Below are 25668 nucleotides of genomic sequence, written 5' to 3'. Positions count from 1 at the left end.
TTGTTTCTACGCCAAGGAAGACGCCCCGGGGTCGGATGGGTTGCATCGGTGCGAAAAAAAGAACGGGGCCGCATGAAGCGACCCCGTTCTCCTGACGGCCACTAGTCCGAGAACACCTTGCGCCACGACTCCGTCGAGGTCAGCTCCGGCACCGCCGCCTTGTACTGCTCGACCAGCGCGGGCCACTCGGCGATCAGGCGCTTGTAGGTCTGCGTCGCCCGCACCGCCAGCTCGCGGAACACCTTCGGGTCACGGCGGCGGAACGCCACCCCGCTGCCGTCCGGGTTCGAGACGGTCGCGCTGTCCAGGTTGCCGAGCAGGAACCACGGCGCGCTGCTCGCGGACAGGTTGACCTGCGGCCGGTCCGCGGAGTCCGGGTTCGGTGAGCGCAGGTTGTGCACCAGCGCCTTGCCCGCCCGCAGCGCGATCTTCGCCGGGTGGACCGGCGGGTGCATCATCTGCTCGGCGCGCACCATGTCGAAGCTCGGCGGCGGGAACTCCCGCGCGGACGGCGCGAACTGCGCGTCGGTGTACTGCTTGCGGACGGCCTGGACCTCGGACAGCGCGGTGCCGAGCTTGTCGAACAGCTTGTCCGGCCCGGCCATGAAGTCGTCGAGTGCCTTGAGCTCCAGCGCGACGGTCGAGTACTCCATCGACAGCAACCGCCGGACCGCGGACCGCGCCCCCTGCTTGAGCAGCGTCTTGCGCATGTCGTACGGGCTGTGCAGCGCGGCCATGATCAGCCGGTTGCGCAGGTGGAAGTAGACCGTCCAGTCCTTGGTGTCGTTCTTGTCGGTCCACGGCTCGTGCCACACCGCGGAACCCGGCAGGGTCACCGTCGGGATGTCATGCGCCAGCGCGCGCAGCGAGTACTCCGCGTCGTCACACTTGATGAACAGCGGCAGCGGCAGGCCGACCTTCTCCACGACCTCGCGCGGGAACAGGCACATCCACCAGCCGTTGTAGGTGGAGTCGATACGCCGGTGCAGCGGACGGGTCTCCCGCAGCGAGCCGGTGCCGAAGTCGTGGTCGGTGATCGCGCCCGGCGCCGGCCGCCACACGCACGAGGCCAGGTCGACGATCTCGCCCATGGTGTGCAGGCGCGACTTGGCCTGCAGGTTCAGCATGTGGCTGCCGACGATCACCGGCTTGGCCGCCGCGCGGGCGAACGCGTTGGAGCGCAGGATCGAGTCCGGCTCAAGCGCGATGTCGTCGTCCATCAGCAGGATCTGGTCGACGGTGCCCGGCTTGGTGTGCTCGATCGACTCGAACAGCGCACGGGTGAAGCCGCCGGAACCACCGAGGTTGCCCTGCGCGATGACGTTCAGGCGCTCGCCGAGGGCCGCCTTGACCTCGCCGTACCGCGCGTGGTCGACGATCTTCTTCGGGCCCTGGTCTGCGACGTAGACCTTGGCGATCACGTCGAGCACCACGGGGTCCTCGCCAAGCGCGAGCAGCGACTCCACGCAGTCGTCGAGGCGGTTGAACGTGGTGGTGCCGACCGCGAGCTTCTTCATCGGCAGCGGTTCGTCGGACAGCCAGTCCGCCGCACCGACGGTCAGCTCGACGTTCTCGGTGTACACGTCGAACCACAGCCAGCCGCCGTCCTCGAACGGGGCGAGCGTAGTGCGGAACTCGAAGGTGTCCCAGTCCTTCTCCGCGTGCACCGGCGCGCCGGTCAGGTGGACGACGTCGCCGTTTGGCTTCGAGCGGTACAGCTCGATCCGGCCAGCGCCCTTCACCCGCAGCCGCAGGGTGACGTCGGAGATCTTCGTCCAGCGCTTCCAGTAGCTCGCCGGGAAGGCGTTGAAGTAGGAGGCGAACGAGACCCTGGCCGACGCCGGGATGACGACCTCACGGCGGGACGCGACATGGCTGTGCACGTTGTCCGGCTCGTCGAGGTACAGCGGACGGACATCGAGCGGGTCGCGATCCCTCGGCAGGATCACGCGCTGCAGCACGCGATCGCTGTCAGCCGCGCGGTCGGTCGCCTGCTGGGCCACGGTTCTGCTCCTCCAGTGTGGGGACTAGGACGTGCGGTCGGCGACCAGCACGAACTCGTTGTAGGTGAACGCCTTGCCCGCGAACCTGGGCAGGGGGAAGGACTGCCTGTCGGTCTTCTCGAAACCCAGCTGGTAGGCAACGTCCGTCAACGCGTCGAAGTCGGAGAACGCGACGTGCGTGCTGTCGCTGGCGTAGCCGCGCTCCTGCGGGCAGATCAGCACCAGCCGCGCGTCGTCGGCCAGGTACTCGAGGTAGCCGGAGAGGATCTTGATCGCGTCCTCCCTCGGCATGTGCTCGACGAGGTGGGCGGCGAGCATGCCGCCGAAGCGGCCCGGCTTCGCGTACTCGGTCTCGGCGAACTCGTCCGTGGTGAACGCGGTCAGCCCGCGCTCGCGGCACGCCTCGACGGAGGTCTTGTTGTGGTCGACGCCGACCCCGCGCGGGGCGAGATGGGAGAGGCAGCGGCCGATGCCGCAGCCGACGTCGAGCACCTCGCGGTCACCGAACAGCCTGCGGATGTTCCACCGGTAGGGAGCCTGGACGTCCAGGACCCGCTTCCACATCGGCAGCTCGAGCCGCTTGAGCCGGTCGGTGTACTCCTCGCCCTCGGTCGATTCCAGGGAAGCCATGGCGAAAGTCCTATCCGAATAGGGTTGCGCGAAACGAGGATTTTGGGACGCACGGGCATGGTAACCACGCGGGTCCTACGCCCAGAACCCGCGTGGCCACGCGTCAGTCGCGGTTGTAGAGGCGGCGCCAGTTGTCGCGGCTCGTCAGGTCGGGGGCCGCGGCGCGGTACTCCTCGCGCAGGCGGGGCAGCTCGTTGATCAGGCGGCGGGTGAGCCTGCCGCACTGCTTGGCCAGCTTGACCGTCACCTCACGGTCGCGGCGCCGGACCCGCACGCCGCCCTGTGAGCCGTCGGTGACGACGACCGTGTCGAACTGCGAAAGGTGCCACCACGTGGCGTCCTTCTGGGTGACCGCGCCGATCTGGTGCACGGTCTTGCCCATCGCGAAGTGGATGAGCCGCTTGATCAGCACCAGCCGCGCCTTGCTCGGCACGGGACCGGCCTGGACCATCGGCACCGAACCCGGCAGGCCGGGGATCTCGCTGGCCGGGTGCATGACCGTGTCCGGGTAGTCGGCGCGGACGACGTGGATCTGCTTGGCGGCGGCCGCGCCACCGTCGTGCAGGAAGTCAGGCCCCTTGAGGAAGTCCTCGACGGCCTGGATCAGCGTGGCCGCGAGGCCGTACTGCATCGACAGCAGGTAGCGGCTGACCCGCGACACGAAAACCCGCGCGGTCTGCTTGGGGTCGATCTCGGCGTGCAGCGACGTCACGATCATCGCGTTGCGGACCGCGAAGTACTCGTTCCACTTGTCCGCGTCCTTCCAGTCGAAGTCCGCGTGCCACAGCCCGGCGCCGGGCAGCGTGACGGTCGCGAACCCGGCGTGGCGGGCGCGGTAGCCGTACTCGACGTCGTCCCACTGGAAGAACAGCGGCATCGGCAGCCCGATCCGGGCGATCACCTCGGCCGGGATCAGGCAGGACCACCACGCGTTGTAGTCGGCGTCGACGCGGCGGTCGCCCCGGTTGGGCTTGCCGGTCGGCACGCCGTCCTCGTCCTCGGCCTCGGCCGTCAGGTCGACGTCGTCGAGCGCACCCTTCACGACCTTGCCCGGCACCATCTGCGCGAAGTTCGCGTACTCGGCGCCGGCCAGCAGGATCGTGGGGTGCAGCAGCCGCAGCATCTGGCCGCCGACGATGGTCGGCTCCGGGGTGCGGTTGGCGAACGCGGTGAGCCGCACGGCGATCTCCGGCTCGCACAGCACGTCGTCGTCCATCAGCAGCACGTTCGCGTGCTCGGAGCCGTGCTCGGTGACCTCGTACATGCCGCGGCCGAAGCCGCCGGCGCCACCGAGGTTCGGCTGGCGGAGGTAGCGCAGCCGCCCCGTGAGGTCCTTCTCGATCTGCGGGAACGCGTCCCGCGACGCGACGGTGTCGGTGCCCTGGTCGACCACGTACACGGCGTCGAGCACCTCGAGCGCCTCGTCGTCGGCGGCGAGCGACTGGAGCGTCTTCGTGCAGTCGTCGGCCCGGTTGTACGTGCAGATCACCACGGCCGTCGGGCGCAGCAGCTCCGGTGCCTCGACGGTCCAGCGGAGCCGCTCGACGACCAGGTCGGACTCCGGCGCGGCGAACTCCATCCACAGGAAGCCGCCGTCGAGGTACTGGTTGAGCGCCGCGCGCAGCGTGACCTGACCACCTCGCTGACCGGTGACCTCCTTCGCGGCGACCGTGCGGGTCTCACCCTTTGAGTCGGACGCGACGAGTGCGATCCGGCCGGAGCCGGACACGGTCACCTCGACGTGCACCTCGGACACGACGGTCCAGCGCTGCCAGTAGCTCGCCGGGAAACGGCCGAAGTAGGTGTCCATCGACACCTCGGCGCCGGTGTGCACCACCAGCCGCTGCCGCTCCCGCGCCGCGTTGCCGAAGGTGATCTGTGCGTAGAGGTCGTCAGGGCAGACCGGGTCGGGACCGCGGAACAGTCCGCGCTGCGCGACCAAACGGCCGCTGGGCGCGTGCTCCACAAGCCGCTCGTCCGGAGCCGACGCCTCGCTCGTGGTCGGGGTGCTGCCGAGCATTCGAGTTCAGTCCTCCAGGGTCGTCAGGCCGACCAGCGTACCTGTGCAGCCGCACATGATTACCTTTAGGTCACGATGGCACACTGACGCCCATCGACCACCTGTCACCTGCGCCGATGACCGCGGGTAGGCGGTCGGCAGGGGCGACTCTCGTCGCCCCTGGATCACACGGTGTGAGCCGAGCGTAGCGCGCGGACGTGCGCAGAGCCCGGCGCGAGGTCCGTGCTCCCGGCGGGGCAGCGCGCCAACCGGCGGCGTCGCTCGACGCATGGCCGTGTCCTTCCCCGGTTACTTGACGAGGTAGGACGTGCCGCCGCCGCTGCCGACCGCCGTGACGCCGGTCTGGCCGGTGACGGCAGCAGGCACCGCGCTCACCTCAACGTGGCCGACCTGGCCCTGCGGTGACTTACCCCAGCCGTAGGCCACGCCGTCGGAACGCACCGCCAGCACGTAGCCCGCGCCGCCAGCCACCTCGGTGACGCCGGTCAGCAGGCTGACCGGGCCGGGCGTGGTGCCGACGCAGTCGGGCGTCGCCGGGTCAAGGCACTCGGCGGGGTCGGTGCCGTTGCCGAGCTGGCCTTCGCCGTTCCAGCCCCAGGACAGGACGGTGCCGTCGGTCCTGATCGCGTAGGTCGTCCTGATGCTGCCGGACGCGACCTCGGCGACGCCGGTGAGACCGGGGATCTGGACCGGTGCGAGCACGGTGCAGTCCTGGCCACTCGGGTTGTCGAAGCACGCCGGGCCACCCACGGTGCCGATGCCCAGCTCGGCGTGGGCGTTGAAGCCCCACGTCCAGACGGTGCCGTCGGACTTGACGGCGAAGGCGGCGTTGCGGGTGGCGGCGATCGACGCGACACCGGTCAGGCCGGGCACCTGGATCGGCGTGACCGCGCGGCAGCCGGGGCCGACCGGTGTGGTGTCGCAGCCGGTGCCGTACATGCCGTTGCCGAGCGAGCTGCCGTTGGCACCCCACGCCCACACCGTGCCGTCGCTGCGCAGCGCGTACGCCGTGGTGTAGCCAGCCGCGACCTGCGTGATGCCGCTCGGGGTGTTGACCCGCACCGGCGAGTAGCGCGGGCTGACGGTGCCGTCGCCCAGCGATCCGTCACCGTTGTAGCCCCACGCCCACACCTCGCCGTTGCCGCGCAGCGCGTAGCCGTTGTAGACACCGGCCGCGATCTGCGTGACGGCGGTCAGTGCCCCGACCCTGCCCGGCGCGGGGTTCAAGCCGTAGGCCCTGCCGTTGCCGAGGCCGCCCAGGTCGTTGCTGCCCCATGCCCACACCTCGCCGTTGCCGCGCAACGCGTAGCCGTTGATGAAGCTGCCGGTCACCGCCTTCACCCCGGACAGTCCGTCGACCCGGCCGGGAACGGTGGAGAAGCCGCCGGTCGTGCCGACCCCCAGCTGGGCGTCGGCGTTGTCCGCCCAGCTGTGCACACAGCCCGTGGCGCACGCGGCGGGCGCTGGCGCGAAGTAGCCCGCGAGGTCCATCAGGAAGTGCGTGCTGCCCGCGAGGTTGAACACGTCGACCGAGCGGTTGCCGAGGGCAACGGTCACCAGGTTCGCGGCGGTCTGGCCGGGAACCAGGTTGAGGTTCGAGGCGTTCGGGCGCGCCGATGCCGTCGGGTACGCGGTCAGGTACGTCGACGCGGACGGCGCGGTGCCGGTCAGGTTGAACGTGACCGCGGAGGCCGAGGCGGGCAGGTCCGTGTCCAGCGCGATCGTGCCGTTGGACACGGCGGGCAGCGGGTCGCCGTAGCGCGAGTCGACCACGCGGACCGGCGCCAGCTGGTAGTACGGGTCGCCTCGGTCGGTGGCGTAGTAGCCGGCCAGGTCGGCGACGAGGTGCGTGCTGCCCGCGTGGTTGTACAGCGCCACCTTCCGGTCCGCGCTGAGCGAGACCGTCACCTGGTTGGGCGTGACCTGCCCTGGCACCAGGTTGAGCGTCGACGCGGTCGGGCGGGCGGCGCCCGCCGGCCACGCCGTGACGAACGTGGTCGCGGTCGCGGACGCGCCGGTCAGGTTGAACGTGACCGCGGTGGCGGTCGCGGGCACCCTGGACGACAGGTCGAGGACGCGGGTCGCGCCGGCACCGAGCGCGCCGCCCGCGCCACGGGTGTCGAGCACCCGCAACGGCGACCGCGCCGTGAACTTCGAGCCCGTGCCCGCCGTGTAGTAGCCGGCGAGGTCGACGACCACGTTCGTGCTGCCGCTGTTGTTGTAGACGTACAGGTCCCGGACCGGGCCGTTCAGCGCGACGGTCGCCGCGTTCGCCCTGGTCTCACGGGCACGAAGGTTGAGGTTCGACACCTCGGGCCGGTCGGTGCCCGCGGGCCACACGGTCACGAACGTGCCCTGGGTCGGGGAAACACCGGTCACGTTCAGCACGACCGCGGTCGTGCCCGCCGGCACGTGGTGCGTCAGCGGCAGCAGCGTGAACGCACCCGGCCCCAGCGGGGCGCCCGCCCGGGTGTCCAGCACGCGGACCGGGGTCATCGGCACGTACACCGAGCCGCTGCCGTCGACCGCCGTCGCCTGGGTCGCGGCGGTCCTCGCCCCCGGCCGCGTGGCGGGTGCGCCGTCGGTCACCGGGGTCCTGCGCGCGTCCTCGAAGCCGACGGGCGCGACACCCCGCGCGGCCGCCCCGCCGAGATCGACCCGCTCCTGCGCGGCCACCGCCGTGGTGCCCTGTGCGCCGAGCAGTGCGGCCGCGACCACGCAGACCAGCAGCAGGTTTCCCTTGTGTCTCACCATGTTCCCCTTCAGTACCGCCGGTCGGTGACGCGACCGGTAGCCGATTCGTAGAAGACGTAGCCGCCCTGGAAGTCGCTGCGGCGGCCGCCGCTGACCGCGTACTCGCCGCTCTTCGGGAAGCCGAGGTAGGACCGCTCCCAGCCCAGCGCGAAGTAGCGGGCCCGGATGGCGCCGAGGACCTCCCGCGCGCCGGTCGCGGCCGACCAGAGGACGGTGCCGCGCTCGAAGTGCTGGTAGCGGCCCGTTGCGTGCTGGGTGCCGGTCTCGGCGCCGGTCGGGAACCCAAGGCCCGCCGCGCCGCCGAGCGCGTTCCAGCGGCCCAGGATCGCGCCGAACAGCTCCCACGCGCCGTGGTCAGGCGTCCAGTAGAGGGAGCCACGCTGGAAGTGGTTGAACCGGCCCGCCGGGGCGCCGCCCTCGTCGGTGGCCGGGTAGCCGAGCGCGGAACCCTCCGCGCCGATCGCGCGGTAGCGGGTGTGGATCGCCCCGGTCACCAGGTGCGCGCCCGTGGCAGGGAGCCAGTAGAGGCCCTGGTTGCGGTCAAGGAGCTGGTAGCGGCCGCCACCCGCGCCCGCCTGCTCGTCGGCGGCGGGCAGGCCGAGCGTCAGGTGCCCGCCCAGTGCCAGGTACCTGGCGAGCACCGCGCCAGCCATCGCGTGCACACCGGTGGCGGGCGACCAGTACAGGCGGCCGCGCTGGTAGCTGCGCCAGCGGACCTTCGTGTCGCCCTGCTCGACGTCGGTCGGCGCGCCGAGCGCGGTGCGCAGCGCCGTGTCCGAGCCGTACCTCTCGTCGATCGGGGTGGCGTAGAGGACCTCGTACACCTGGTCGGCGTCGGGCAGGACGACCTCGCGGACCCGGTTCGTGCTGCCCTCCGCCCACTGCGCGAACGTGCCGACGCCGTCGAGCGCGTGCTCCGGCGCGGTGATCGTGAGCGGCGTGCCGACCGTGAACAGGCCGGACGACGTCGTCTCCTCGCCGATCGTGAACTCGGCCACCGCCGTGCTGTTGAGCGTCACGCGGTGCTGCATCGGCCGGACCACGAACGTGCCGGTCGTGACCGCGCCCTTCGAGTCGGTCGCGATCGCGGTGACCTCGAGCCTGCTGTCGCCGGGGTGCCCGTCGAAGGTGAGCCGGAACCGAGGGCCCTCCTGGCGGGCGCCCGGGTGCTGGTGGCAGTCGGCGGGGGCGGCGCAGTGGATGATCTGGGTCGCCCAGGTGATGCCCACCTGGCCGTCCTCGGCGTCGGTCGCCGTGGCGTCGGCGGCGACGAGGTCGCCCACCGCGAACGTGACGGCCGGGTCCGGCGCCCGCAACGACAGTGCGGGCGGGTGGTTGCCCGGGTGGACGGTCGCCGTCGTGGTGGTGCTCGCGCCGCCGGGGTCGCGTGCGGTGAGCGTGACCTCGAAGCTCTCCCGGTCCGCCGCGTAGGTGTGGCTGAGAAGCTCACCGGTGCCGGTCTGGCCGTCGCCGAAGTCCCACGCGTAGGTCAGCGGGTCGCCGTTGGGGTCGGTGGACTCGCTGGCGTCGAACGACACCGTGCGGGTCGCGGGTTCCACAGTGGACGTGATGACCGGGTCCGGCGCCACGTTGCCAGGCGCGTAGACGATCCTGCGCAGCTTCCCGGACGCGATGTCGGCGTAGACGATGTCGCCGCCGGTGGGCACGGAGCCGAACTTCACCGGCGCTCCGATGTCGGTGCCGAACCCGCCGGACTCGGGCGGCGTGGTCAGTTCGCCACGCTCGTCCCACCGCAACGTCCACATGATCCGGTCGGCGTAGTCACCGAAGAAGTACTTGCCGTGGTACTCGTGGGGGTAGGTGTGTCCCGTGTAGACCACGCCGCCGGTGACGCTGCTGCCCCCGACGTGCGGGTAGGCGTAGACCGCCCGCGCCGAGGCAACGCCCGCGCACTCCGCGTAGGTCCTCCCCCACGCGGTCTTCACGGTGCCTTCCCAGCACGGCCAGCCGTAGTTGTTGCCAGCCGCGACGATGTTGATCTCTTCGATGGCACCGTTGCCGACGTCGCCGAGTACCGGCCTTCCGGTGCCCGGTTCGAGGCTGAACCGGAACGGGCTGCGGAAGCCGCTCGCGAAGACCTGGCTGCGCGGCGAGCGCGGCGCGGCCGGGTCGAAGTACGGGTTCGTCGGCACGCCGGTGCCGTCCGGGCTGACGTGGATCAGCTTGCCGTGCAGGTCGTTCTGGTCGATCGCGCGCAGCGACTCACGCGGGACGCCGACGTAGTTCGCGTTGTCGCCGATCGAGGCCCACACGGTGCCGTCTGGCGCGGCGACCAGGCCGGAGAGGCCGTGGATGTAGAAGTCGGCGTAGGTCTGCACGACCGTCTGCTCGTTCGAGAGGCCCGTCGGGTCGCCCGCCGCGTCGGTGGTGACCGTCCAGCGGCTCACCCGCAGTACGCCGTTCGCGCCGGTGCCCTGGCCGGTCGCGGTCACGGCACGCGCGGTGTAGATCGCCCCGCTGGTCGCGAAGTCGGGCGCGACGGCGAGGCCGTTGAGGCCGAGGTCGCCCGCGCCGTTGGTCGGGAGGTTCGCGATCTGCCTCGGCGCGCCGGTGCGTGGCAGCCACATGACCTTGCCGTACTTGCCCGCGACCAGGATGGTCTCGTCGGGCAGGTACGCGAAGTCGGTGAGGCCGTCGCCGAGGGTGCCGCCGGAGATGCCAGCCAGGCCGGTCTCGATGTCGCGGAGCACGAAGCCGTCCGCGAGCCTCGGCGCGGCCCCGGCCGGTGCGGCGGCGGGCAGGACGGTGAGCGTCGCGGCGACCGTGGCGAGCACGGGTAACAGTGCGGCACGCCCCAGGGCGGATCTGACACGTCGGCGACTCATGGCCGTCCCCCAGGTGAATCGACGGCCAGACGGCCGGATATTGCTCTTCGTTGCGGCCTATCGCCCATGTGGGTGATGGCGTTTCACCTGAACAGGTCGACTATGCGAAATCGTCAGAAACTTTCGTGCGTAGAGTGCGCTCTTTGCCGGTTCGACGGAACTACGCGATGGGTGACCGAGACCACCCGCGGCCCGCTTCCTAGAATCAGCCCGCCCCATGGCTTGGGATCCCCGCGAGTAGACGAGGTTGCGTCCGCGATGAACTGGTTCGATGCCGTGCCCGGACTACTGGTCACCGCGGCGTGGCTGCTCGTGCCCGGCGTGGCGGTCAGCTACCTGGTCGGCCTGCGCGGCATCGCCGCGTGGGGCCTCGCGCCCATCACCAGCCTGGCGATGATCGCGTCGAGCGCCGTCGTCCTCGAGATGGCGGGGGTCGACTGGAGCGCGCTCGCCGTGCTCGTCGTGTGCGTCGCGGTCGCGCTCGTCGTCGGCGTCGTGGCGTTCTTCCTGCGGCGCCGCCGGATCTTCACCGCCGAGGCCGACCCGCGCGCGGTGTCCGTCGCCGGGTTCGTCGGGCTGCTGCCCGGCATCGTGCTCGGGATGATCACGATCGTCATGGCCATCGGTGCGCCGGACACCCTCAACCAGACCTACGACGCGCTGTTCCACTACAACGCGCTCGCCTACATCCAGGACTCGCACCAGGCGTCCTCGCTGACGCTCTCGACGCTCGGCAACACCGAGGTCCCCGGCGTCTTCTACCCCGCGGCGTGGCACGACCTCGGCTCGCTCGTGATGATGTCGACCGGTGCCTCCATCCCGGTGGCCGCGAACCTGGTGACCGTGGTCGCCACCGTGGTCGTGTGGCCGCTGTCCTGCCTGCTGCTCGCCCGCCAGCTGTTCGGCCGCCACGTCGGCGCGCTCGCGATCACCGGCACGCTCAGCGTCGGGTTCGCCGCGTTCCCGTGGGACCTGCTCGGGTTCGGCGTGCTGTGGCCGAACCTGCTGGGCATGGCGTTCGCGCCTGCCGCGCTCGCGGCGGTGTTCACGGTCACCAGGTGGGTCCGGGACGACGCGATCGGCCTCGGCCGGGGCTGGCTGGCGGCCGCGGTCGCGGTCGCCGCGGCCGCGCTCACGCACCCGAACGTGCTGTTCTCCGTCGGCGTGCTCGCGCTGTTCCCGATCGGCGCGCGCCTCGGCGCCCGCGCGTGGGAGCTGCACAAGTCCGGGAAGACCGGCCGCGGTGTCGTCGAGACCGTCGGCGCCGTCGTGCTCTTCGGGCTCGTGTGGTGGTACACGGCCACCACGCCCGCGTTCGCCAACACGCGTGACCAGTACTGGCCGCCGTTCGAGACCCCGGCCAACGCGGTCGGGGACGTGCTGCTGAACGCGACGCACCGGCACGAGGCGCTGTGGATCCTGTCGATCGTGGTGATCCTCGGCGTGTTCGCCGCGCGCCGCGAGTGGCCGGTCCTGCGGCTGATCCTGGCCGGGCACCTGGCCACCACGTTCCTGTACGTGCTGACCGCGGCCATCAACCGGCCGGACACCAAGAAGTTCACCGGCTACTGGTACAACGACGCGCACCGGCTGGCGGCCATGCTGCCGATCACGGCCGTGCCGCTCGCGGTCGGCGGCATCCTGTTCATCGCCGCGAAGATCCTCACCCGCAGCGCGGAAGGTGCGCAGGCCCCGACCGGCTGGCGCGCCAGGATCGCGACGACGTCGGCGACCACGCTGGTCGTCACGCTGGCCGCGGCGCTGGTCGTGGTGACCGGCGGCCTGTACCCGAAGGACCGCGAGGCCAGGGTCGCCGCGGGTTACGCCGTGCCGGAGCCCGCGCAGCTCGTCAACGAGGAGACGCAGGCGTTCTTCCAGCGGATCAAGGACGTGATCCCCGACGGCGCGGTGGTCGCCGGCAACCCGTTCAACGGCAGCGCGATGCTGTGGACGCTCGCCGACCGGCAGGTGCTGTTCCCGCACTTCCGCAGCTCGCAGAGCCCGGAGCAGGACCTGATCGCGGGCCACCTTGACGACGTGGCCTACGACCAGGAGGTCTGCGAAGCGGTCACCGACCTGGGCATCGACTACCTGCTGGTCGGCGGCGGCGAGTTCCGCACCTCGGACATCAAGTGGGAGTACTACCGGGGCCTTGACGACCCGTACGCCACCCGTGGCTTCGAGCTGGTCGAATCCGACGGCGACAGCAAGCTGTACCGCATCACGCCGTGCTCGCCGTCCTCGGACGACGAAGGCTGAGCGAAGCGCTGGTCATGCGCGCCCGAAGGTGTGCCTGACCAGCGGCTTCACGCCGTTGCGTGACTTGAGCGCCTGCGGCAGCTTGGTGAGCGCGAAGATCCGTGACGACAGGTGCAGCCTCGCCACGCGTGCCGCCCGGTGCCAGCCGTGGGCGGCCATCCTGTCGGCCACGTCGTTGAAGAACTCGCCTGCCTCGGTGAAGCGGGAGCCGTCGAACGCGGTGGCCGACGACTCGCTCGCGTCGTGGCGGCGGTACTCGAAGGCCACGCTCCGGTCCGCGACGAGTTTCGCGCCGCGCTGGATCACCTCGATCAGCAGCGCAAGGTCCTGGATGACCTTCAGCTCCGGCCGGAACCGCAGGCCCTTGACCACCTCGGTGCGCCAGCAGATCGACGGGAAGTACAGCCAGTCACCACGCAGCAGGCTGACCGCCAGCTCCTCGCCCGACAGCTCGGCCCTGCGGTCGAACTTCGGCGCGTAGATCCGCCGCTTGGCCTCGTCGACCAGCGTCTTCGACTCGTTGCCTTCGCCGTCGATCACCCGCACGCCGGGCTGGATGATGCCCACGTCGGGGTGGTCGGCGTACACGCCCTGCACGACGCCGACGTAGTTGGGCAGCATCAGGTCGTCGCAGCCGATGAGCGTCCACAGCTCGTGCTCGACCAGCTCGAGGCAGCGGTTGAAGTTGCCGGTCAGCCCCAGGTTCTCCGGGTTCTTGACGTACCGCACCCGCTCGTCGTCGATGGTCGCGAACCACTCCGGCACGGCCGGGTCGTTGTCGTCGTCGACGACCGTGAGCCGCCAGCGCGGGTCGTCCTGCGCCATGACGCTGCGAACGGCCGCCTGCATCATCGGGACGTCGCCGTAGAACGGCATCATGATGTCGACGGTGGCCATTACTCGGCCACGTTCCCGCGCTTGTCCCGCGCCAGCTGCTCCACCTCGAGCCGCAGGATCGCCTGGTCCTCGGCGAGCTTGCGGGTCTCGTTCTCCAGCCGGGACACCTCCCACGACAGGTGCAGCACCACGCCGACGAGGAACAGGATCCCCACGAAGAACATGAGGTTGGTCGGCACCGCGACGCCGAGGCCGCTCGCCAGGCCGGTGAGCAGGCCGGGGAACACCGTGAAGATCAGCAGCAGGATGCCGACCACGAGCCACAGCACGGCGTACTTCTCGCCGAGCTGACGCCTGCGCAGCAGCTCGATGATGCCAAGGAGCACGAGCACGCTGCCGACCAGCGCGACCAGGTAGGTGTTGCTCATCGGACGACGCCTTCCTGCACGGCGGGACGGGCCTGCTTGTGGTCGACCTCGGCCGCCGTCTCGTACCGGCGGATCAGGGCGAGGAGCAGGGCGAAGCCCGCGCGGAAGAGATAGATCATGGACTTGATCGGCCGGTGGCTGGGGGTGCCGCCGCGCCGGGGCCGCATGTGCGCGGGCACCTGCGTCACCTTGCAACCGGCACGCACCGCGATCACCAGCGACTCGACCGTGTCACCCAGGTACTCGACCGGGTAGTGCTCGGCGAACACCGGCAGCGCACGGCCACCGGTCGCCTTGAACCCGGAGGTGGCGTCGGTGAGCTTGGTCTTCGCGAGCTTCGACAGCACCTTCGACAGCACGACCATCGCCCACTTGCGGGGGCCACGCACCTTGTAGGTGTCGTCACCGTCGGAGAACCGCGCACCGATGACGATGTCGAACTCCGACAGCTGCGCCAGCAGCGCGGGGACCTCGTTCGGGTCGTGCTGGCCGTCCGCGTCCACCTGGACCGCGGCGTCGTAGCCGTGGCGGACGGCGTAGCGGAACCCAGCCCGCATCGCACCACCGACCCCGAGGTTGAACGGCAGCTCCAGCACGAGCGCGCCCGCCTCGCGGGCGACATCGGCGGTCCGGTCGGTCGACCCGTCGCTCACGACGAGAACCGGCAGGTCGGGCGTCGCGGCACGGATCTCCCGTACCGTCTCACCGACCGTCAGCTGCTCGTTCCAGGCGGGAACAACGATGATCGCGCGGGCCGCAGGCACCTTGCTTGACACGAGGATTAAGACTAGGGCCTGTCCCCTGGATCTTTAATTCCGGGGAGGCGGACTGGCTACCACTCCGGTACCGGCCGTCGCCGCCGCGGGCGCGGTTCCGCCACGCAGCGCTTTCGACAGGGCACGCAGCATGATCGCCACGACGAGGGCGGCACCGGCGAGCTGCGCGAGCACACCGGCCCGGATCGGGTCACCGGGCAGCGCAAGCAGCGCCACCAGCACCACGGTGCCCGCCAGCCAGGCGATGGTCACCGACTTGTGCGCGCCGAGCGCGACGAGTCCCGGCTGGAGTACCAGCGCGGTCATCAGCCCGACCGTGCTGACCCCGAGCAGCCCGACGACCACGGCCGAGAGCCGCACCTCGGCGCCGAACAGGACCTGCACGGCCCACGGCCCCACCGTGAACGACGCGAGCACGCCGAGCAGGCCGATGGCGAGCACAGCCATGATGATCACCCGGAGCCTTGCCCGCACGCTCGCGAAGTCGTGCGCGGCGGCCGCCCTGGTCAGCGACGGCAGCAGCATCGCCTGGACGGGGGCGAACAGGAACAGCGGGATGCGCGCGAGCACGAACGCCGACGCGAACGCGGCCGCCGTGACCGCGTCGCCGGTCAGGCGCCCGGTCACCACGATGGGCGCCACGTTCGACACGACCAGCATCAGCACGGTGCCGCCCACCAGCAGCGACAGCGCCCGCGCCATGTCCTTCACGGTCGGCGGCGCCGCCGTCACCGCCGCCATTGCCGTCGCCTCTGGCACCTCGACGGGTGCCTTCGAGCCCCGCAGCCAGAACAGCCCGGCGACCGCGCCGAACCCCGAGCCTGCCGCGAAGATCAGCGCGTACCCGGTGGAGTCCGGCATGCCAAGCGCCGCGATCACGATGCACGGCAGGATCCGCGCGAGGCCTTCCGCGGCGAGCGTGGCCGAGTAGCCGGTGAACCGCTGGAGACCGCCGAGCAGGCCACGCACCACGTACACGGCGGCCGAGGTGACCACGCTCAGCAGCACGGCCACGAACAGCCCCCACTGCCCGGCGAACGCCCGGTCGGTGAGGATCGGCGACACGAGCACCAGCACCACCAGCACGGCGGCGAGCAGTGCGGAGGCCAGCAGCCACGCGTGCCGCATGACCACGCCGGTGCCACGGCCCGCGGCGGCCTCGGTGCTCACCGAGCGGCTGGTCTCCTGCTCCAGCGCGGAGAACACCCCGGGCCCGATGATGTTGACCATGAGGTAGAGGCTGGCGAGCGCGGCCGCGTGGGCCGGGTCGAGCGTGTGCCCGGCCAGCGCCACGAACCCGTAGCCCGCGGCGCCGACGAGCGCCAGCCCGCCGCCCATGTAGATGGCGGGGCCGAGACGTGCACGCAGGCTGACCACGCGCCAACCGTACGGAACACCCCGGCCCCGGCCGTCACGGGTGCCGGTCGCAGGCCGTGATCCGGTACAGCCGCGTCTCCCCTTCCCGTGCCACCAGTTCGAAGCCGTCCGCGTCGGTGACCCCGGGGATGCCGCCGAAGCGGCCCTCGATCGTGTTCGCCTCGTCCTTGCCGATCAGCACGTGATCGACGTGGTAGCGCGCCAGCTCACGGCACACCCTCGGGTCCGACGCCGCGTGCTCCAGATGCCTGCCGAGATAAGCCTGCCCCGGGCTGGTGGCCGCGAGGAAGTGCGGGAAGAGCACCTCGCGGTCGGCCAGCGCCCACAGCAGGACGCTGCCGTCGAACGGGTTGCCGATCACGCGGCTGCCCGCCGGGATCTCGTCGGCCGTCCGTTCGTAGAAGTCCCGCATGTCGTCGGTGACCAGCTTGTGTTCCTCGACGCGCGGATAGGTGACCATGATCCGGAGCTCCCGGTCGGCGGGGTGCAGGCCGCCGGTCAGCACGACCAGTACGGCCGTGAGCACGATGGCGGGCCGCGGGATGTTCACCCTGGTCTTCACCGCGGTGGCGATGAACAGGATGCCCGCGATCGCGAGCGGCACGCCGGTGATCGGCAGCATGGCCGCGAGCCGGTGCGAGTCGTTGTACCAGTAGCCGGTGAGCATGCGGGTGTCCGGCCGGTTGAGGCCCGCCGCCAGCACGTACAGGAGCGCGGTGACCGCGTGCGCGCCCAGGACCCACCGCATCGCGGGGAACCGCTTCACCGTGCACATGCCGACGACCACCACGGCCGACAGCAACCACAGCGCCTCCCGGTGGTTGGTGGCACCCAGCAGGACCTCACCGACCGCGTTGGCCGGGGTCTCGACCGCCTTCCAGTCCCAGTTCCTGGCCTTGGCGAACGCGGGCGACGTGGCCGACCACAACCAGCCCCCGATGACCACGACCGCGAACACCACGAACTCGACGACCCCGCGCCTGCCCTGCCGCGCCCGCAGGAACAGCCGCGCGCCGACCGGGAACAGCGACAACGCGACCAGCGAGAACAGCACGTTCGGGTGCGCGAACCCGGTCGCCACCACGGCCACCGCGAGCAGCACCCACGCACGGCGGGTGCCGATCGCGTCGTCACGGACCCAGCCGGTCACGGTCAGCACGAGCGCGAACACCGCGGGCGCCAGCGTCATCCCGAACAGGTTGGGCCACAACACACCCCAGCCGAACAGGTCCCACGGGAACGCGGGGAACGCGACGCTCAGCACACCCGTGATGGCCATTGCCGCGGTGTTGCGGCCGAACAGCTGGCGCGCCAGCAGCAGGCACGACAGCGGCCACAGCAGCACGGTGACGACCGCGCACAGCACGTTGGCGGCGACGGGAACCGACGCGCCGGTCGACATCATCACCAGCGACCCGAAGTCGTGCCATGCCGCCGGGTAGAACACGCCGGGCAGGTCCGGGTTGCCCAGCGAGCCGATCGTCAGCGACGACGCCTGGTGCGTGTCACGGATGTAGGCCAGCGCGTTGTAGTGGAACGGCGTGTCGAACACCTGCGAGATGCTGTCCGGCGGCCCGATGGCCCGCATGACGCTGACCGTGGCCAGCAACACCGCGGGCGCCAGCCCCACTGCCGCGACCACCCCCAGTCGCAGCGGATCCGGTGCGAAAGCCCTGCGCCGCACGAAGAACGCGGCCACCGCCAGCACCGCCGACGCGGCCAGCGGCACCAGCACCGACCAGCCGACCCCCACCAGCTCGGCGCCCACCGCGGTCGACGCGACCACCGCGATGCTCACCACCGGCGCCAATGCGACCGCCGCGATTCCCCGTAATCCCAGCAAAAGTGTCACCGGCAGACCCGGCAACCACAGCCATCCGACCGTGACGAACACGATCGGGGCGACATCCAGCCAATTCACGCGAACCCCCAGGAGACAGTTGGTGCGTGCCCGCGAAACGAGTTCTGTGCCGTCCCCCGACGTCACGTGACACGAGCCACACTTAGAAGGCGTGTGGGATCGCGTCAGGTTGTGTGATGTCCCCCGATCGGGTCCCTCACCGGACCGCTATCTACCGGACCTCGCGCGCCGTACGCTTACTCGTTGTGCGTCATGTGGTGGTGGTCGGCGGCGGCATCCTCGGACTGGCGACCGCGCGGGAGCTGACCTCGCGCGGCGACCGGGTGACGGTCCTCGAGAAGGAGGACCACTGGGCCGGGCACCAGACCGGCCACAACTCCAACGTCGTGCACGCAGGCCTGTACTACGCGCCGGGGTCCTTCAAGGCCCGCATGTCGGTCGCGGGCAACCGCTCGATCGTGGAGTTCGCCCGCGAGCACGGCGTGCCGGTGGAGGTGTGCGGCAAGCTCGTTGTCGCCACCCGCGAGGAGGAGTTGCCCGGCCTGCACGCGCTGGCCGCCCGCGCCGAGGCCAACAACGTGCCCGCGAAGCTCATCGAGCCAGCGGAAGCGCATGAACGCGAACCCGAGGTCGCCTGCCTGTCGGCACTGCGGGTGGAAAGCACCGGCATCATCGACTTCCCGGCCGTGTGCGCGGCACTCGTCCGGCTGCTGGCGGAAGCGGGCGCCGACCTGCGCCTGTCCACCCCCGCCCTCGGCATCCGGGAGGGCAGGAACGGCGGCGTGGAGATCGCCACCGGCAGCGAGGTACTGCGTGCCGACGTGCTGGTCAACTGCGCGGGGCTGCACGCCGACCGGGTCGCGCGGCTGGCCGGGCTGGCCCCCTCGGTCCGGATCGTGCCGTTCCGCGGCGAGTACTTCACGCTGCGCCCCGAGTCCGCGCACCTGGTCCGTGGCCTCATCTACCCGGTGCCGGACCCGACGCTGCCGTTCCTCGGCGTGCACCTGACGCGGATGCTCGACGGCAGTGTGCACGCCGGCCCGAACGCCGTTCTCGCGCTGCGCAGGGAGGGCTACCGCTGGCGGGACGTTTCGGTCGCGGACCTGGCGGAGGTCGCGCGGTTCCCCGGCATCTGGAAGCTGGCGCGCAAGTACCCGCGCACGGCAGCCGACGAGGTGGTCAGGTCGCTGTCCCGCCGCCGGTTCGCCCGCAGCCTCGCGCGGCTGGTGCCCGCGGTCGGCCGGGAGGACCTGGTGCGGGCGGGCGCCGGGGTGCGCGCACAGGCACTGCTGCCGGACGGGACGCTCGTCCAGGATTTCATCATCGAATCCGCTCCCCACCAGGTCCACGTGCTGAACGCACCCTCACCAGGCGCGACGTGTGCGCTGGAGATCGCCAAACACGTCGCGGACCGGACCTCCTGAGGCAACCCTGCGCACGAACGGTGCGTGTGATGAGTCGGTTACTCTTCCCGTTTCGGGGAGCCTGTGCTAGCCGACGCTGGGGGACGTACGAGAGTGGACACGGTCATCGAGGAGCGCCGGACCGGGGGCGCGCCGCCGTCCGACGCGGCCCGTGCGACCGCCTTCCGAACCGACATCCAGGCGCTGCGTGCGATCGCCGTGCTCGCCGTGGTCATCAACCACCTGTCGGCCGACTGGCTGACCGGCGGCTATGTCGGCGTCGACGTGTTCTTCGTGATCTCCGGCTTCCTGATCAGCTCCCACCTCGACAAGGAGATCGTCCGCACCGGGCGGGTCAGGCTCGGCCAGTTCTACGCGCGCCGCATCCGCAGGCTGCTGCCCGCCGCGCTGCTGGTGCTGGGTCTGTCAGTGGTGGCCGCGTACCTCCTGCTGCCGTACGCGCGCTGGGAGGCGACCGCGCACGAGGCCGCCGCGAGCGCCATGTACTGGGAGAACTGGCTGCTGGCGGCCAAGTCGGTGGACTACTCGGCCGCGAGCTCGGCGGCCAGCCTCGTGCAGCACTACTGGTCGCTGTCGGTGGAGGAGCAGTTCTACCTGGTCTGGCCGCTGCTGTTGCTGCTCCTGTTCACGATCCGGCGGCGGCGCGCGCAGGTGGCGGGGATCGCGCTGGTCGGGGCCGCGTCGTTCGCGTTCAGCTGGTACTACACGCAGGCGTCGCCGAACGAGGCGTACTTCGTGACGCAGGCGCGCGTGTGGGAGTTCGCGCTGGGTGCGCTGGTCGCGCTGGCCGCCCGCCGACTGGTGCTGCCGAGGGTGGCGGCGGGCCTCGCGTCGTTCGCGGGCTTCACGATGATCATCGGCGCCGCGGTGCTGTACGACCACCACACCCCGTTCCCCGGCTACCTGGCGGCGGTCCCGACGGTCGGCACGGCGCTGGTCATCATGGCCGGCCTGCGCCAAGGCAGGCAGTGGCACACGACGGTGACCGCGTCGTCGCCGGTGCAGCTGGTCGGCAACATCAGCTACTCGCTGTACCTGTGGCACTGGCCGCTGATCCTGCTGGCCCCGTTCATGCTGGGCGACGCGCTCGACGCGGGCCGGATGACGTGGCCGTACCTGCTGGCGGTGCTCGGCGCTTCGCTGGTGCTGGCGTACCTGTCGAAGATGCTGGTCGAGGACAAGGGGATCTCGTTCCCCCCGCTGAAGCGCAGCACGAAGCTGACGTTCACGGCGATGGTCGTCGGCGTGCTGGTGGTGGCGCTGGCGGCGGCGGGACTGAACTGGACCTACGACCGGCACGCGGCACAGGCCGAGCAGGAAGTGGGGGCGTACAAGCAGACCCCGTGCCACGGCGCCCCGGCGATGGTGAACGACTGCCCCGACCCGCTTGGCCCGGCCAAGATCGTGACGATGGGCCCGGCGAACCAGTACTACAACACGCCGAAGGAATGCCGCCAGATCGACGAACACCGCGCGGGCGACACCAAGACGGTGTCCATCTGCGACTACAGCCGGGGCACCCCGAAACCGAAGACGGTGTGGCTGCTGGGCGACTCCCACGCGCAGCAGTGGCAGACCCCGCTGTTCGAGCTGGCCCGCGAACACCACTGGGTACTGAAACTGGCCCTGCTGGGTGCCTGCCCGTTCGCGAAGATCGACTTCACCGGCTACCGCACGGTCGCGTCGGAGGAGAAGCGCACGACCTGCACCGACTGGACGGCCCACATGACGGACGTGGTCGCCGAGGACAGGCCGGCCATGATCTTCGTGTCGTTCTACGCCCGCGAGGAGTTCGCCGACGACGGCTCTGGCCGCTCCCAGACCGACCAGTACCGGGAGGGTCTCGAGCCGTACTGGCAGCGCTGGTCGGACACCGGGGCGAAGGTGGTGGTCCTGGCGGACCCGCCGCTCAACCGCAACGTGCGCGCACAGGACTGCGTGGAGCTGAACCCCGCGAACCCGCTGGCCTGCGCGGTGGACCGGCCGGTCGCCCATCCGGCGGACCCACTGACCGAGGTGGCGAAGACCACCGAGGTCCGTGGCGTCACCGCCGTGGACCTGACCAGGTACTTCTGCGACGAGGACAAGTGCTACGCCGTGGTCGGCAACGTGGCCGTGTACTTCGACAACGACCACATGAACCTGGAGTTCAGCCGCAGCCTGAAGCCGATGATCGCGAAGGCCGTCGGCCTGCGTTAGGCGGCCGGGCGGAGGACCTCCACACCGAGGAACGGCCGTAGCGCCGCCGGCACCCGCACCGAGCCGTCGGCCTGCTGGTGGTTCTCCAGCAACGCCACGATCCACCGCGTGGTCGCCAGCGTGCCGTTCAACGTCGCCGCCACCCTCGGCTTGCCGTTCTCGTCGCGATAACGCACCGACAGCCGCCGCGCCTGGAAGGTCGTGCAGTTCGACGTCGACGTCAGCTCCCGGTAACGCCCCTGCGTCGGCACCCACGCCTCGCAGTCGAACTTCCGGGCCGCGCTCGTGCCGAGGTCCCCGCCCGCCACGTCGATCACCCGGTACGGCACCTCGATCCTGGCGAGCATCTCCTCCTCCCACGCGAGCAGCCGCGCGTGCTCGGCCTCCGCGTCCTCCGGCCGGCAGTAGACGAACATCTCGACCTTGTCGAACTGGTGCACGCGGATGATCCCCCGCGTGTCCTTGCCGTAGGACCCGGCCTCCCGCCGGAAGCACGACGACCACCCCGCGTACCGCTTCGCGCCAGCCGACAGGTCCAGGATCTCGTCGGAGTGGTACCCCGCCAGCGGCACCTCCGACGTCCCCACCAGGTAGAGGTCGTCGTCGGCGAGCCGGTACACCTCGCTCGCGTGCGCGCCGAGGAAGCCCGTCCCCGCCATGATCTCCGGCCGTACCAGCACCGGCGGGATCATCAGCGTGAACCCGTTCGCGGTCGCCTGCGCCGCGGCCAGGTTCAGCAGCGCGAGCTGCAGCTGCGCGCCGACGCCGGTCAGGAAGTAGAACCGCGACCCGGACACCTTCGCGCCGCGTTCGACGTCCAGCGCCCCGAGCCGGACCCCGAGGTCGAGGTGGTCGGCGGGCTCGAAGTCGAACACCGGCGGCGTGCCGACCTCCTTGACCACCACGTAGTCGTCCTCGCCGCCGGCAGGCGCGTCGGGGTGCACCACGTTCGGCACCGCCACGTGCAGCTCGGCCAGCTCGTCCTCGGCCGCCGACTGAGCGGTCTCGGCCGCACGCACGTCCGCCGCGAGTCGCTTGCCCTTGGTCAGCAGCGCGTCCCGCTCCTCACCGCGCGCCTGACCGACCTGCTTGCCCAGCCGCTTCTGCTCGGCACGCAGGGTGTCGGCGGCGGCGACCGAGGACCGGCGCCGTTCTTCCGCGGACAACAGCGCGTCGACCAGCGCCTCGTCCTCGCCACGGGCGCGCTGGGAGGCACGCACCGCCTCCGGATCCTCACGTAACGTCCTCAGGTCGATCACGGCCCCTGAGCGTAGCCGCCACCCTGTTTCTCGTCACAAGTCGATTCCGCCCGTGCGACCGTGCGTGACGCTGGCATCATGGACGTGATGTCTGCACGGGTCGGGTTGTCGCGCTCCAGGAGGAGCACGCTCAAAACACGGTTGGTGATGGCGGGCGCCTTCGTCGGGGCGCTGGCCGTACTCAGCATGAGCATGGTGTTCTCGTGGCCGGTCTCGGTGAAGGGCGCGGCCGACACCGCGGCGGAAGAGGCCGCCGCGGCGTTCGACTCGCCAAGCGGCACCTGCCTGGACTGGCCGAACGACGCGCCTCAGAACATGCGCCGGGTTTCATGCGCGAAGTCGCATACCTTCGAGGTGACCGACAACGTCGACATCGGCAAGGACTATCCCGGGGACGCGCCGCCGCCGAACGCCGAGGGCTGGCAGCAGATCGTGACGGAGAAGTGCACGTCCGTGGGTACCAGGTACCTGGGTGGCAAGCTCGACCCGTTCGGCAAGTACACCGTCGGTGCGCTCAAGCCCAACGCCGACCAGTGGCGTGACGGCGACCGCAAGCTGCGCTGTGGCCTCCAGCGGGTGACCCCGTCCGGCAAGCGCCTGCTGTCCACCACGGGCAGCGCCGCCAAGCAGGACCAGTCCAACGTGCACGACCCTGGCACCTGCTTCGCCCTGGTGAACAAGAAAGAGGTCGGCGACCCGGTCGACTGCGCCAAGGAGCACTCCTACGAGGTCGTCGGCAGCATCGACCTGTCGCAGACGTTCCCCGCCGAGTACCCGAACGAGGCACTGCAGCTCGAGAAGACCGTGGACCTCTGCCCGCCGGTGGCCGCGCAGTACTCGGGCAACAAGGACCTGGCAGCGCTGGGCCTCTCGCTGTACTCGGACACGCTGAAGGCGGAGAGCTGGACCGCGGGCTCGCGGAAGGTCGACTGCAAGGTCGGCGCGCTCGAACCGGACCAGACACTGCGCCCCGTCCGTGGCAGCGTGAAGGCCCAGCCCGTGAGCTCCAAACCGCCGGCCACCCCGAAGCCGGGCGGCTGACGTGGCGTTCGCCATGACCCGCCAGCGTTTCGAAGAGCTGGTCGGCGACGCGCTCGACCTCATCCCGGAAGAGTTCGCGCGGGCCATGGACAACGTGGTGATCCTCGTCGAGGACCGCAACCCCGAGAACCCGACGCTTCTCGGCCTCTACCACGGCGTCGCGCTGACCGAACGCACGTCGCAGTACGGCGGCGTGCTGCCGGACACGATCAACATCTACCGCGAGGCCATCCTCGACATCTGCCGGACCGAGGACGACGTGGTCGAGGAAGTCGCCGTCACGGTCGTACACGAGATCGCCCACCACTTCGGCATCGACGACGCCCGCCTGCACGAACTGGGCTGGGGCTGAACGGGCTTCTACTTGCCTCGCAGCTTTGCGGAGGCCCTGCCATGCCTCGGGGCCGAAGTAGACAACTCCAGCCTCGCGGGCCTTGCTGTCGCGGACGGCTGCGCCCTTGCGTGCCGTAGGGACGCACTCCACACACTGTGCGTTGCCGCCGGCACCGATGACGTGCGCCATGGGCCGACGATCATGTCAGAGATCATTGCTTCGGTTCTCCAGTAGTACGCGGGAGTCCTTCTCGGACAGCGCGCGGTCTTGCGCATCCTCGAACGCCGCGACCGGCGCGCCAAGGTTCTTCACGAACGACGTACCGGTCAGCGACTCCATGTAGGCCACGCGGAGGTCCACGGCGTCGACAGCAAGCAGGGTGAACGGGTTGGACAACCCGGCCGTCTCGCCCGCCGAGTACAGAACAAACGAATGGACACGTGGTCCAAGTCCGCGAACTTGAGCAGCCGCTCAAGTTGGTGTTTCAGTGCCTCCCGGCCACCGTGCTCACGGTGCGGAGCCTCCTCGCCAATAATCGCGATGACGCGGCAGTCTGTCCTCTTCATGAGCGCGTCGCCCCGCTTTTCGCGGGTCTCGGCCTGGCTGTCGGCCTGAGCGGACGGGACGATGGGTGAGCGGCGGATCTGCTCAGCTCAGCAGTCACTCAGCCTCGACAGCATGCCGGTTCAACACAGCCCAAGTTCTTACTCGCTGACCTCCATCGCGCCTGGTTGATTAGCGGTGGTTGTCTTTTGGGTGCGTCGCCGGCGAGTTCAGCTGCGATCGTCGTCAGATCGTCACGCGGAGGTGAGCGTGTCGTCGGATGCGGCTTGCAGGGCGGCGGTCTCGGCGTCTTGCCAGCGGCTGATCCGGAGGATGACAAGGGTCAAGGGAATGGCGGCGGCGACCGTAACCGCCGTATCGATGGCGATCCATTCCATGGCGGCTTGGCGCGGGTCGGTGCTTGGGAGACTGGGTTGCAGTAGTTCAAGCGCTGTGACGCAGAGGAGGGCGGCCCACAGCAGTCCCCACAGACCGAGCAGATTGCTTCCCGGTGCCTCGTCGCGCAGGTTCGACGCGTTGGCCGGGGTGTCGGGTCTGCTGGCGCGGTACACGTCGTCCAACACCATGAACGGGTACCAGAGGTTCGCTCCGAGGCAGAACCAGGACCACACGACCCACTCGCGCCCGCGACGGTGCGGAGCCGTGCAGATCAGCTCGGCGTTCACCCGCGCACGCCACAGCCAGCTCAGGAACACGACAGCCGACGCCGTGACGAGAAGAAACCCGCTCCAGAAGGCGAAATCGAGTAACTCCCGCACGTCCCTGGCAGCGTAGTACGACAGTTCCCCGCCGTCGGCGTCCAGGTAGTAGGTCCAGACCGACCACGCGAACGCGGCCCTGCCGACCGCGACCACGCCGACCAGGACCGACGCCACCACGCCCAGACCCAACAACGGTCGCGGCTCCGTGTCACCCACCGGCGATCCCCCCTTCCTCAGGTTCAACCCGTGCTCCGCCACCCGCCGCACCTCCCCGGGGCACCACCGATGGTCCCAGACCTGGGGTCGTGACACGCGCAACCCCTTACAAGGAACCGCCGCGCGCCGACGACGTAGC

General features: G+C 70.4%; 17 protein-coding genes and 2 pseudogenes. 5 read left to right on the top strand and 14 right to left on the bottom strand.

Annotation, left to right across the window (positions count from 1 at the left end):
• Positions 1–101: 101 nt before the first annotated feature.
• From WBA97_RS14480 to WBA97_RS14460, 5 genes are all read right to left on the bottom strand, one after another.
• Complete coding sequence (locus WBA97_RS14480) at positions 102–2003, bottom strand: glycosyltransferase (RefSeq protein WP_424231308.1); 1902 nt, start codon at positions 2001–2003, stop codon at positions 102–104.
• Between the two features lie 24 nt (positions 2004–2027).
• Positions 2028–2633: a class I SAM-dependent methyltransferase gene (locus WBA97_RS14475; RefSeq protein ID WP_424231307.1), complete on the bottom strand. Its 606-nt coding sequence runs from the start codon at positions 2631–2633 to the stop codon at positions 2028–2030.
• Positions 2634–2736: 103 nt separating this feature from the next.
• Positions 2737–4653, bottom strand: coding sequence for a glycosyltransferase (locus WBA97_RS14470; RefSeq protein WP_424231306.1), 1917 nt, complete (start codon positions 4651–4653; stop codon positions 2737–2739).
• 288 nt (positions 4654–4941) lie between these two features.
• Positions 4942–7407 carry an RCC1 domain-containing protein gene (locus WBA97_RS14465; RefSeq protein ID WP_424231305.1) on the bottom strand — a complete coding sequence of 822 codons (2466 nt, stop codon included), beginning with the start codon at positions 7405–7407 and terminating at the stop codon, positions 4942–4944.
• A gap of 8 nt (positions 7408–7415) precedes the next feature.
• Positions 7416–10253, bottom strand: a complete 2838-nt coding sequence (locus WBA97_RS14460; RefSeq protein ID WP_424231304.1) for a PQQ-dependent sugar dehydrogenase — start codon at positions 10251–10253, stop codon at positions 7416–7418.
• A 258-nt stretch (positions 10254–10511) separates the two neighbouring features.
• Here WBA97_RS14460 and WBA97_RS14455 point away from each other — a divergent pair, with 258 nt between their 5' ends.
• Positions 10512–12512: a DUF6541 family protein gene (locus tag WBA97_RS14455; RefSeq protein ID WP_424231303.1), complete on the top strand. Its 2001-nt coding sequence runs from the start codon at positions 10512–10514 to the stop codon at positions 12510–12512.
• 12 nt (positions 12513–12524) lie between these two features.
• On the opposite strand, the gene WBA97_RS14450 is transcribed toward WBA97_RS14455, so the two are convergent.
• From WBA97_RS14450 to WBA97_RS14430, 5 genes are read right to left on the bottom strand one after another with little or no spacing between them, the layout of a single operon-like run.
• Complete coding sequence (locus WBA97_RS14450; RefSeq protein ID WP_424231302.1) at positions 12525–13409, bottom strand: glycosyltransferase family 2 protein; 885 nt, start codon at positions 13407–13409, stop codon at positions 12525–12527.
• Complete coding sequence (locus WBA97_RS14445; protein ID WP_424231301.1) at positions 13409–13777, bottom strand: DUF2304 domain-containing protein; 369 nt, start codon at positions 13775–13777, stop codon at positions 13409–13411. The genes WBA97_RS14450 and WBA97_RS14445 overlap by 1 nt, the downstream gene beginning before the upstream one ends.
• Complete coding sequence (locus WBA97_RS14440) at positions 13774–14553, bottom strand: glycosyltransferase family 2 protein (RefSeq protein WP_424231300.1); 780 nt, start codon at positions 14551–14553, stop codon at positions 13774–13776. The genes WBA97_RS14445 and WBA97_RS14440 overlap by 4 nt, the downstream gene beginning before the upstream one ends.
• A gap of 33 nt (positions 14554–14586) precedes the next feature.
• On the bottom strand, positions 14587–15930 hold the full coding sequence (locus tag WBA97_RS14435; RefSeq protein WP_424231299.1) for a lipopolysaccharide biosynthesis protein: 1344 nt from the start codon (positions 15928–15930) through the stop codon (positions 14587–14589).
• Positions 15931–15964: 34 nt separating this feature from the next.
• Entirely contained in the window at positions 15965–17851 is a 1887-nt protein-coding gene (locus tag WBA97_RS14430) for a DUF6541 family protein (RefSeq protein ID WP_424231298.1), read from the bottom strand.
• A gap of 185 nt (positions 17852–18036) precedes the next feature.
• Here WBA97_RS14430 and lhgO point away from each other — a divergent pair, with 185 nt between their 5' ends.
• Together lhgO and WBA97_RS14420 are read left to right on the top strand one after the other, a co-directional pair.
• Positions 18037–19215 carry an L-2-hydroxyglutarate oxidase gene (gene lhgO, locus WBA97_RS14425; RefSeq protein WP_424231297.1) on the top strand — a complete coding sequence of 393 codons (1179 nt, stop codon included), beginning with the start codon at positions 18037–18039 and terminating at the stop codon, positions 19213–19215.
• Positions 19216–19308: 93 nt separating this feature from the next.
• Complete coding sequence (locus WBA97_RS14420; protein WP_424231296.1) at positions 19309–21414, top strand: acyltransferase family protein; 2106 nt, start codon at positions 19309–19311, stop codon at positions 21412–21414.
• Here WBA97_RS14420 and serS read toward each other — a convergent pair.
• On the bottom strand, positions 21411–22673 hold the full coding sequence (gene serS, locus WBA97_RS14415) for a serine--tRNA ligase (protein WP_424231295.1): 1263 nt from the start codon (positions 22671–22673) through the stop codon (positions 21411–21413). The genes WBA97_RS14420 and serS overlap by 4 nt on opposite strands.
• Positions 22674–22760: 87 nt before the next feature.
• On the opposite strand from serS, the gene WBA97_RS14410 reads away from it, so the two are divergent.
• Positions 22761–23714, top strand: a complete 954-nt coding sequence (locus WBA97_RS14410) for a septum formation family protein (RefSeq protein ID WP_424231294.1) — start codon at positions 22761–22763, stop codon at positions 23712–23714.
• Between the two features lies 1 nt (position 23715).
• Positions 23716–24066, top strand: a complete 351-nt coding sequence (locus tag WBA97_RS14405; RefSeq protein ID WP_424231293.1) for a metallopeptidase family protein — start codon at positions 23716–23718, stop codon at positions 24064–24066.
• Between the two features lie 27 nt (positions 24067–24093).
• On the opposite strand, the pseudogene WBA97_RS14400 reads toward WBA97_RS14405, so the two are convergent.
• The 3 genes and pseudogenes from WBA97_RS14400 to WBA97_RS14390 all read right to left on the bottom strand — a co-directional run.
• A pseudogene (locus tag WBA97_RS14400) lies at positions 24094–24237 on the bottom strand (DUF397 domain-containing protein); the annotation flags it as partial.
• A gap of 15 nt (positions 24238–24252) precedes the next feature.
• Positions 24253–24677: pseudogene (locus tag WBA97_RS14395) on the bottom strand (Scr1 family TA system antitoxin-like transcriptional regulator).
• A 168-nt stretch (positions 24678–24845) separates the two neighbouring features.
• Positions 24846–25571 (bottom strand): DUF4328 domain-containing protein, encoded by a 726-nt coding sequence (locus WBA97_RS14390; protein ID WP_424231292.1) that lies wholly within the window; start codon positions 25569–25571, stop codon positions 24846–24848.
• Positions 25572–25668 lie beyond the last annotated feature (97 nt).

Source organism: Actinophytocola sp. (assembly GCF_049647105.1).
In the GTDB taxonomy this organism is placed as follows: Bacteria; Actinomycetota; Actinomycetes; order Mycobacteriales; family Pseudonocardiaceae; genus Actinophytocola.
This window is presented reverse-complemented; position numbering and strand designations above follow the sequence as displayed.

Bases quoted from the DNA above. Each gene is read 5' to 3' on its own strand.
- WBA97_RS14475 (WP_424231307.1), bottom strand. From the start codon at position 2,633: ATGGCTTCCCTGGAATCGACCGAGGGCGAGGAGTACACCGACCGGCTC.
- WBA97_RS14470 (WP_424231306.1), bottom strand. From the start codon at position 4,653: ATGCTCGGCAGCACCCCGACCACGAGCGAGGCGTCGGCTCCGGACGAG.
- WBA97_RS14465 (WP_424231305.1), bottom strand. From the start codon at position 7,407: ATGGTGAGACACAAGGGAAACCTGCTGCTGGTCTGCGTGGTCGCGGCC.
- WBA97_RS14460 (WP_424231304.1), bottom strand. From the start codon at position 10,253: ATGAGTCGCCGACGTGTCAGATCCGCCCTGGGGCGTGCCGCACTGTTA.
- WBA97_RS14455 (WP_424231303.1), top strand. From the start codon at position 10,512: ATGAACTGGTTCGATGCCGTGCCCGGACTACTGGTCACCGCGGCGTGG.
- WBA97_RS14450 (WP_424231302.1), bottom strand. From the start codon at position 13,409: ATGGCCACCGTCGACATCATGATGCCGTTCTACGGCGACGTCCCGATG.
- WBA97_RS14445 (WP_424231301.1), bottom strand. From the start codon at position 13,777: ATGAGCAACACCTACCTGGTCGCGCTGGTCGGCAGCGTGCTCGTGCTC.
- WBA97_RS14410 (WP_424231294.1), top strand. From the start codon at position 22,761: ATGTCTGCACGGGTCGGGTTGTCGCGCTCCAGGAGGAGCACGCTCAAA.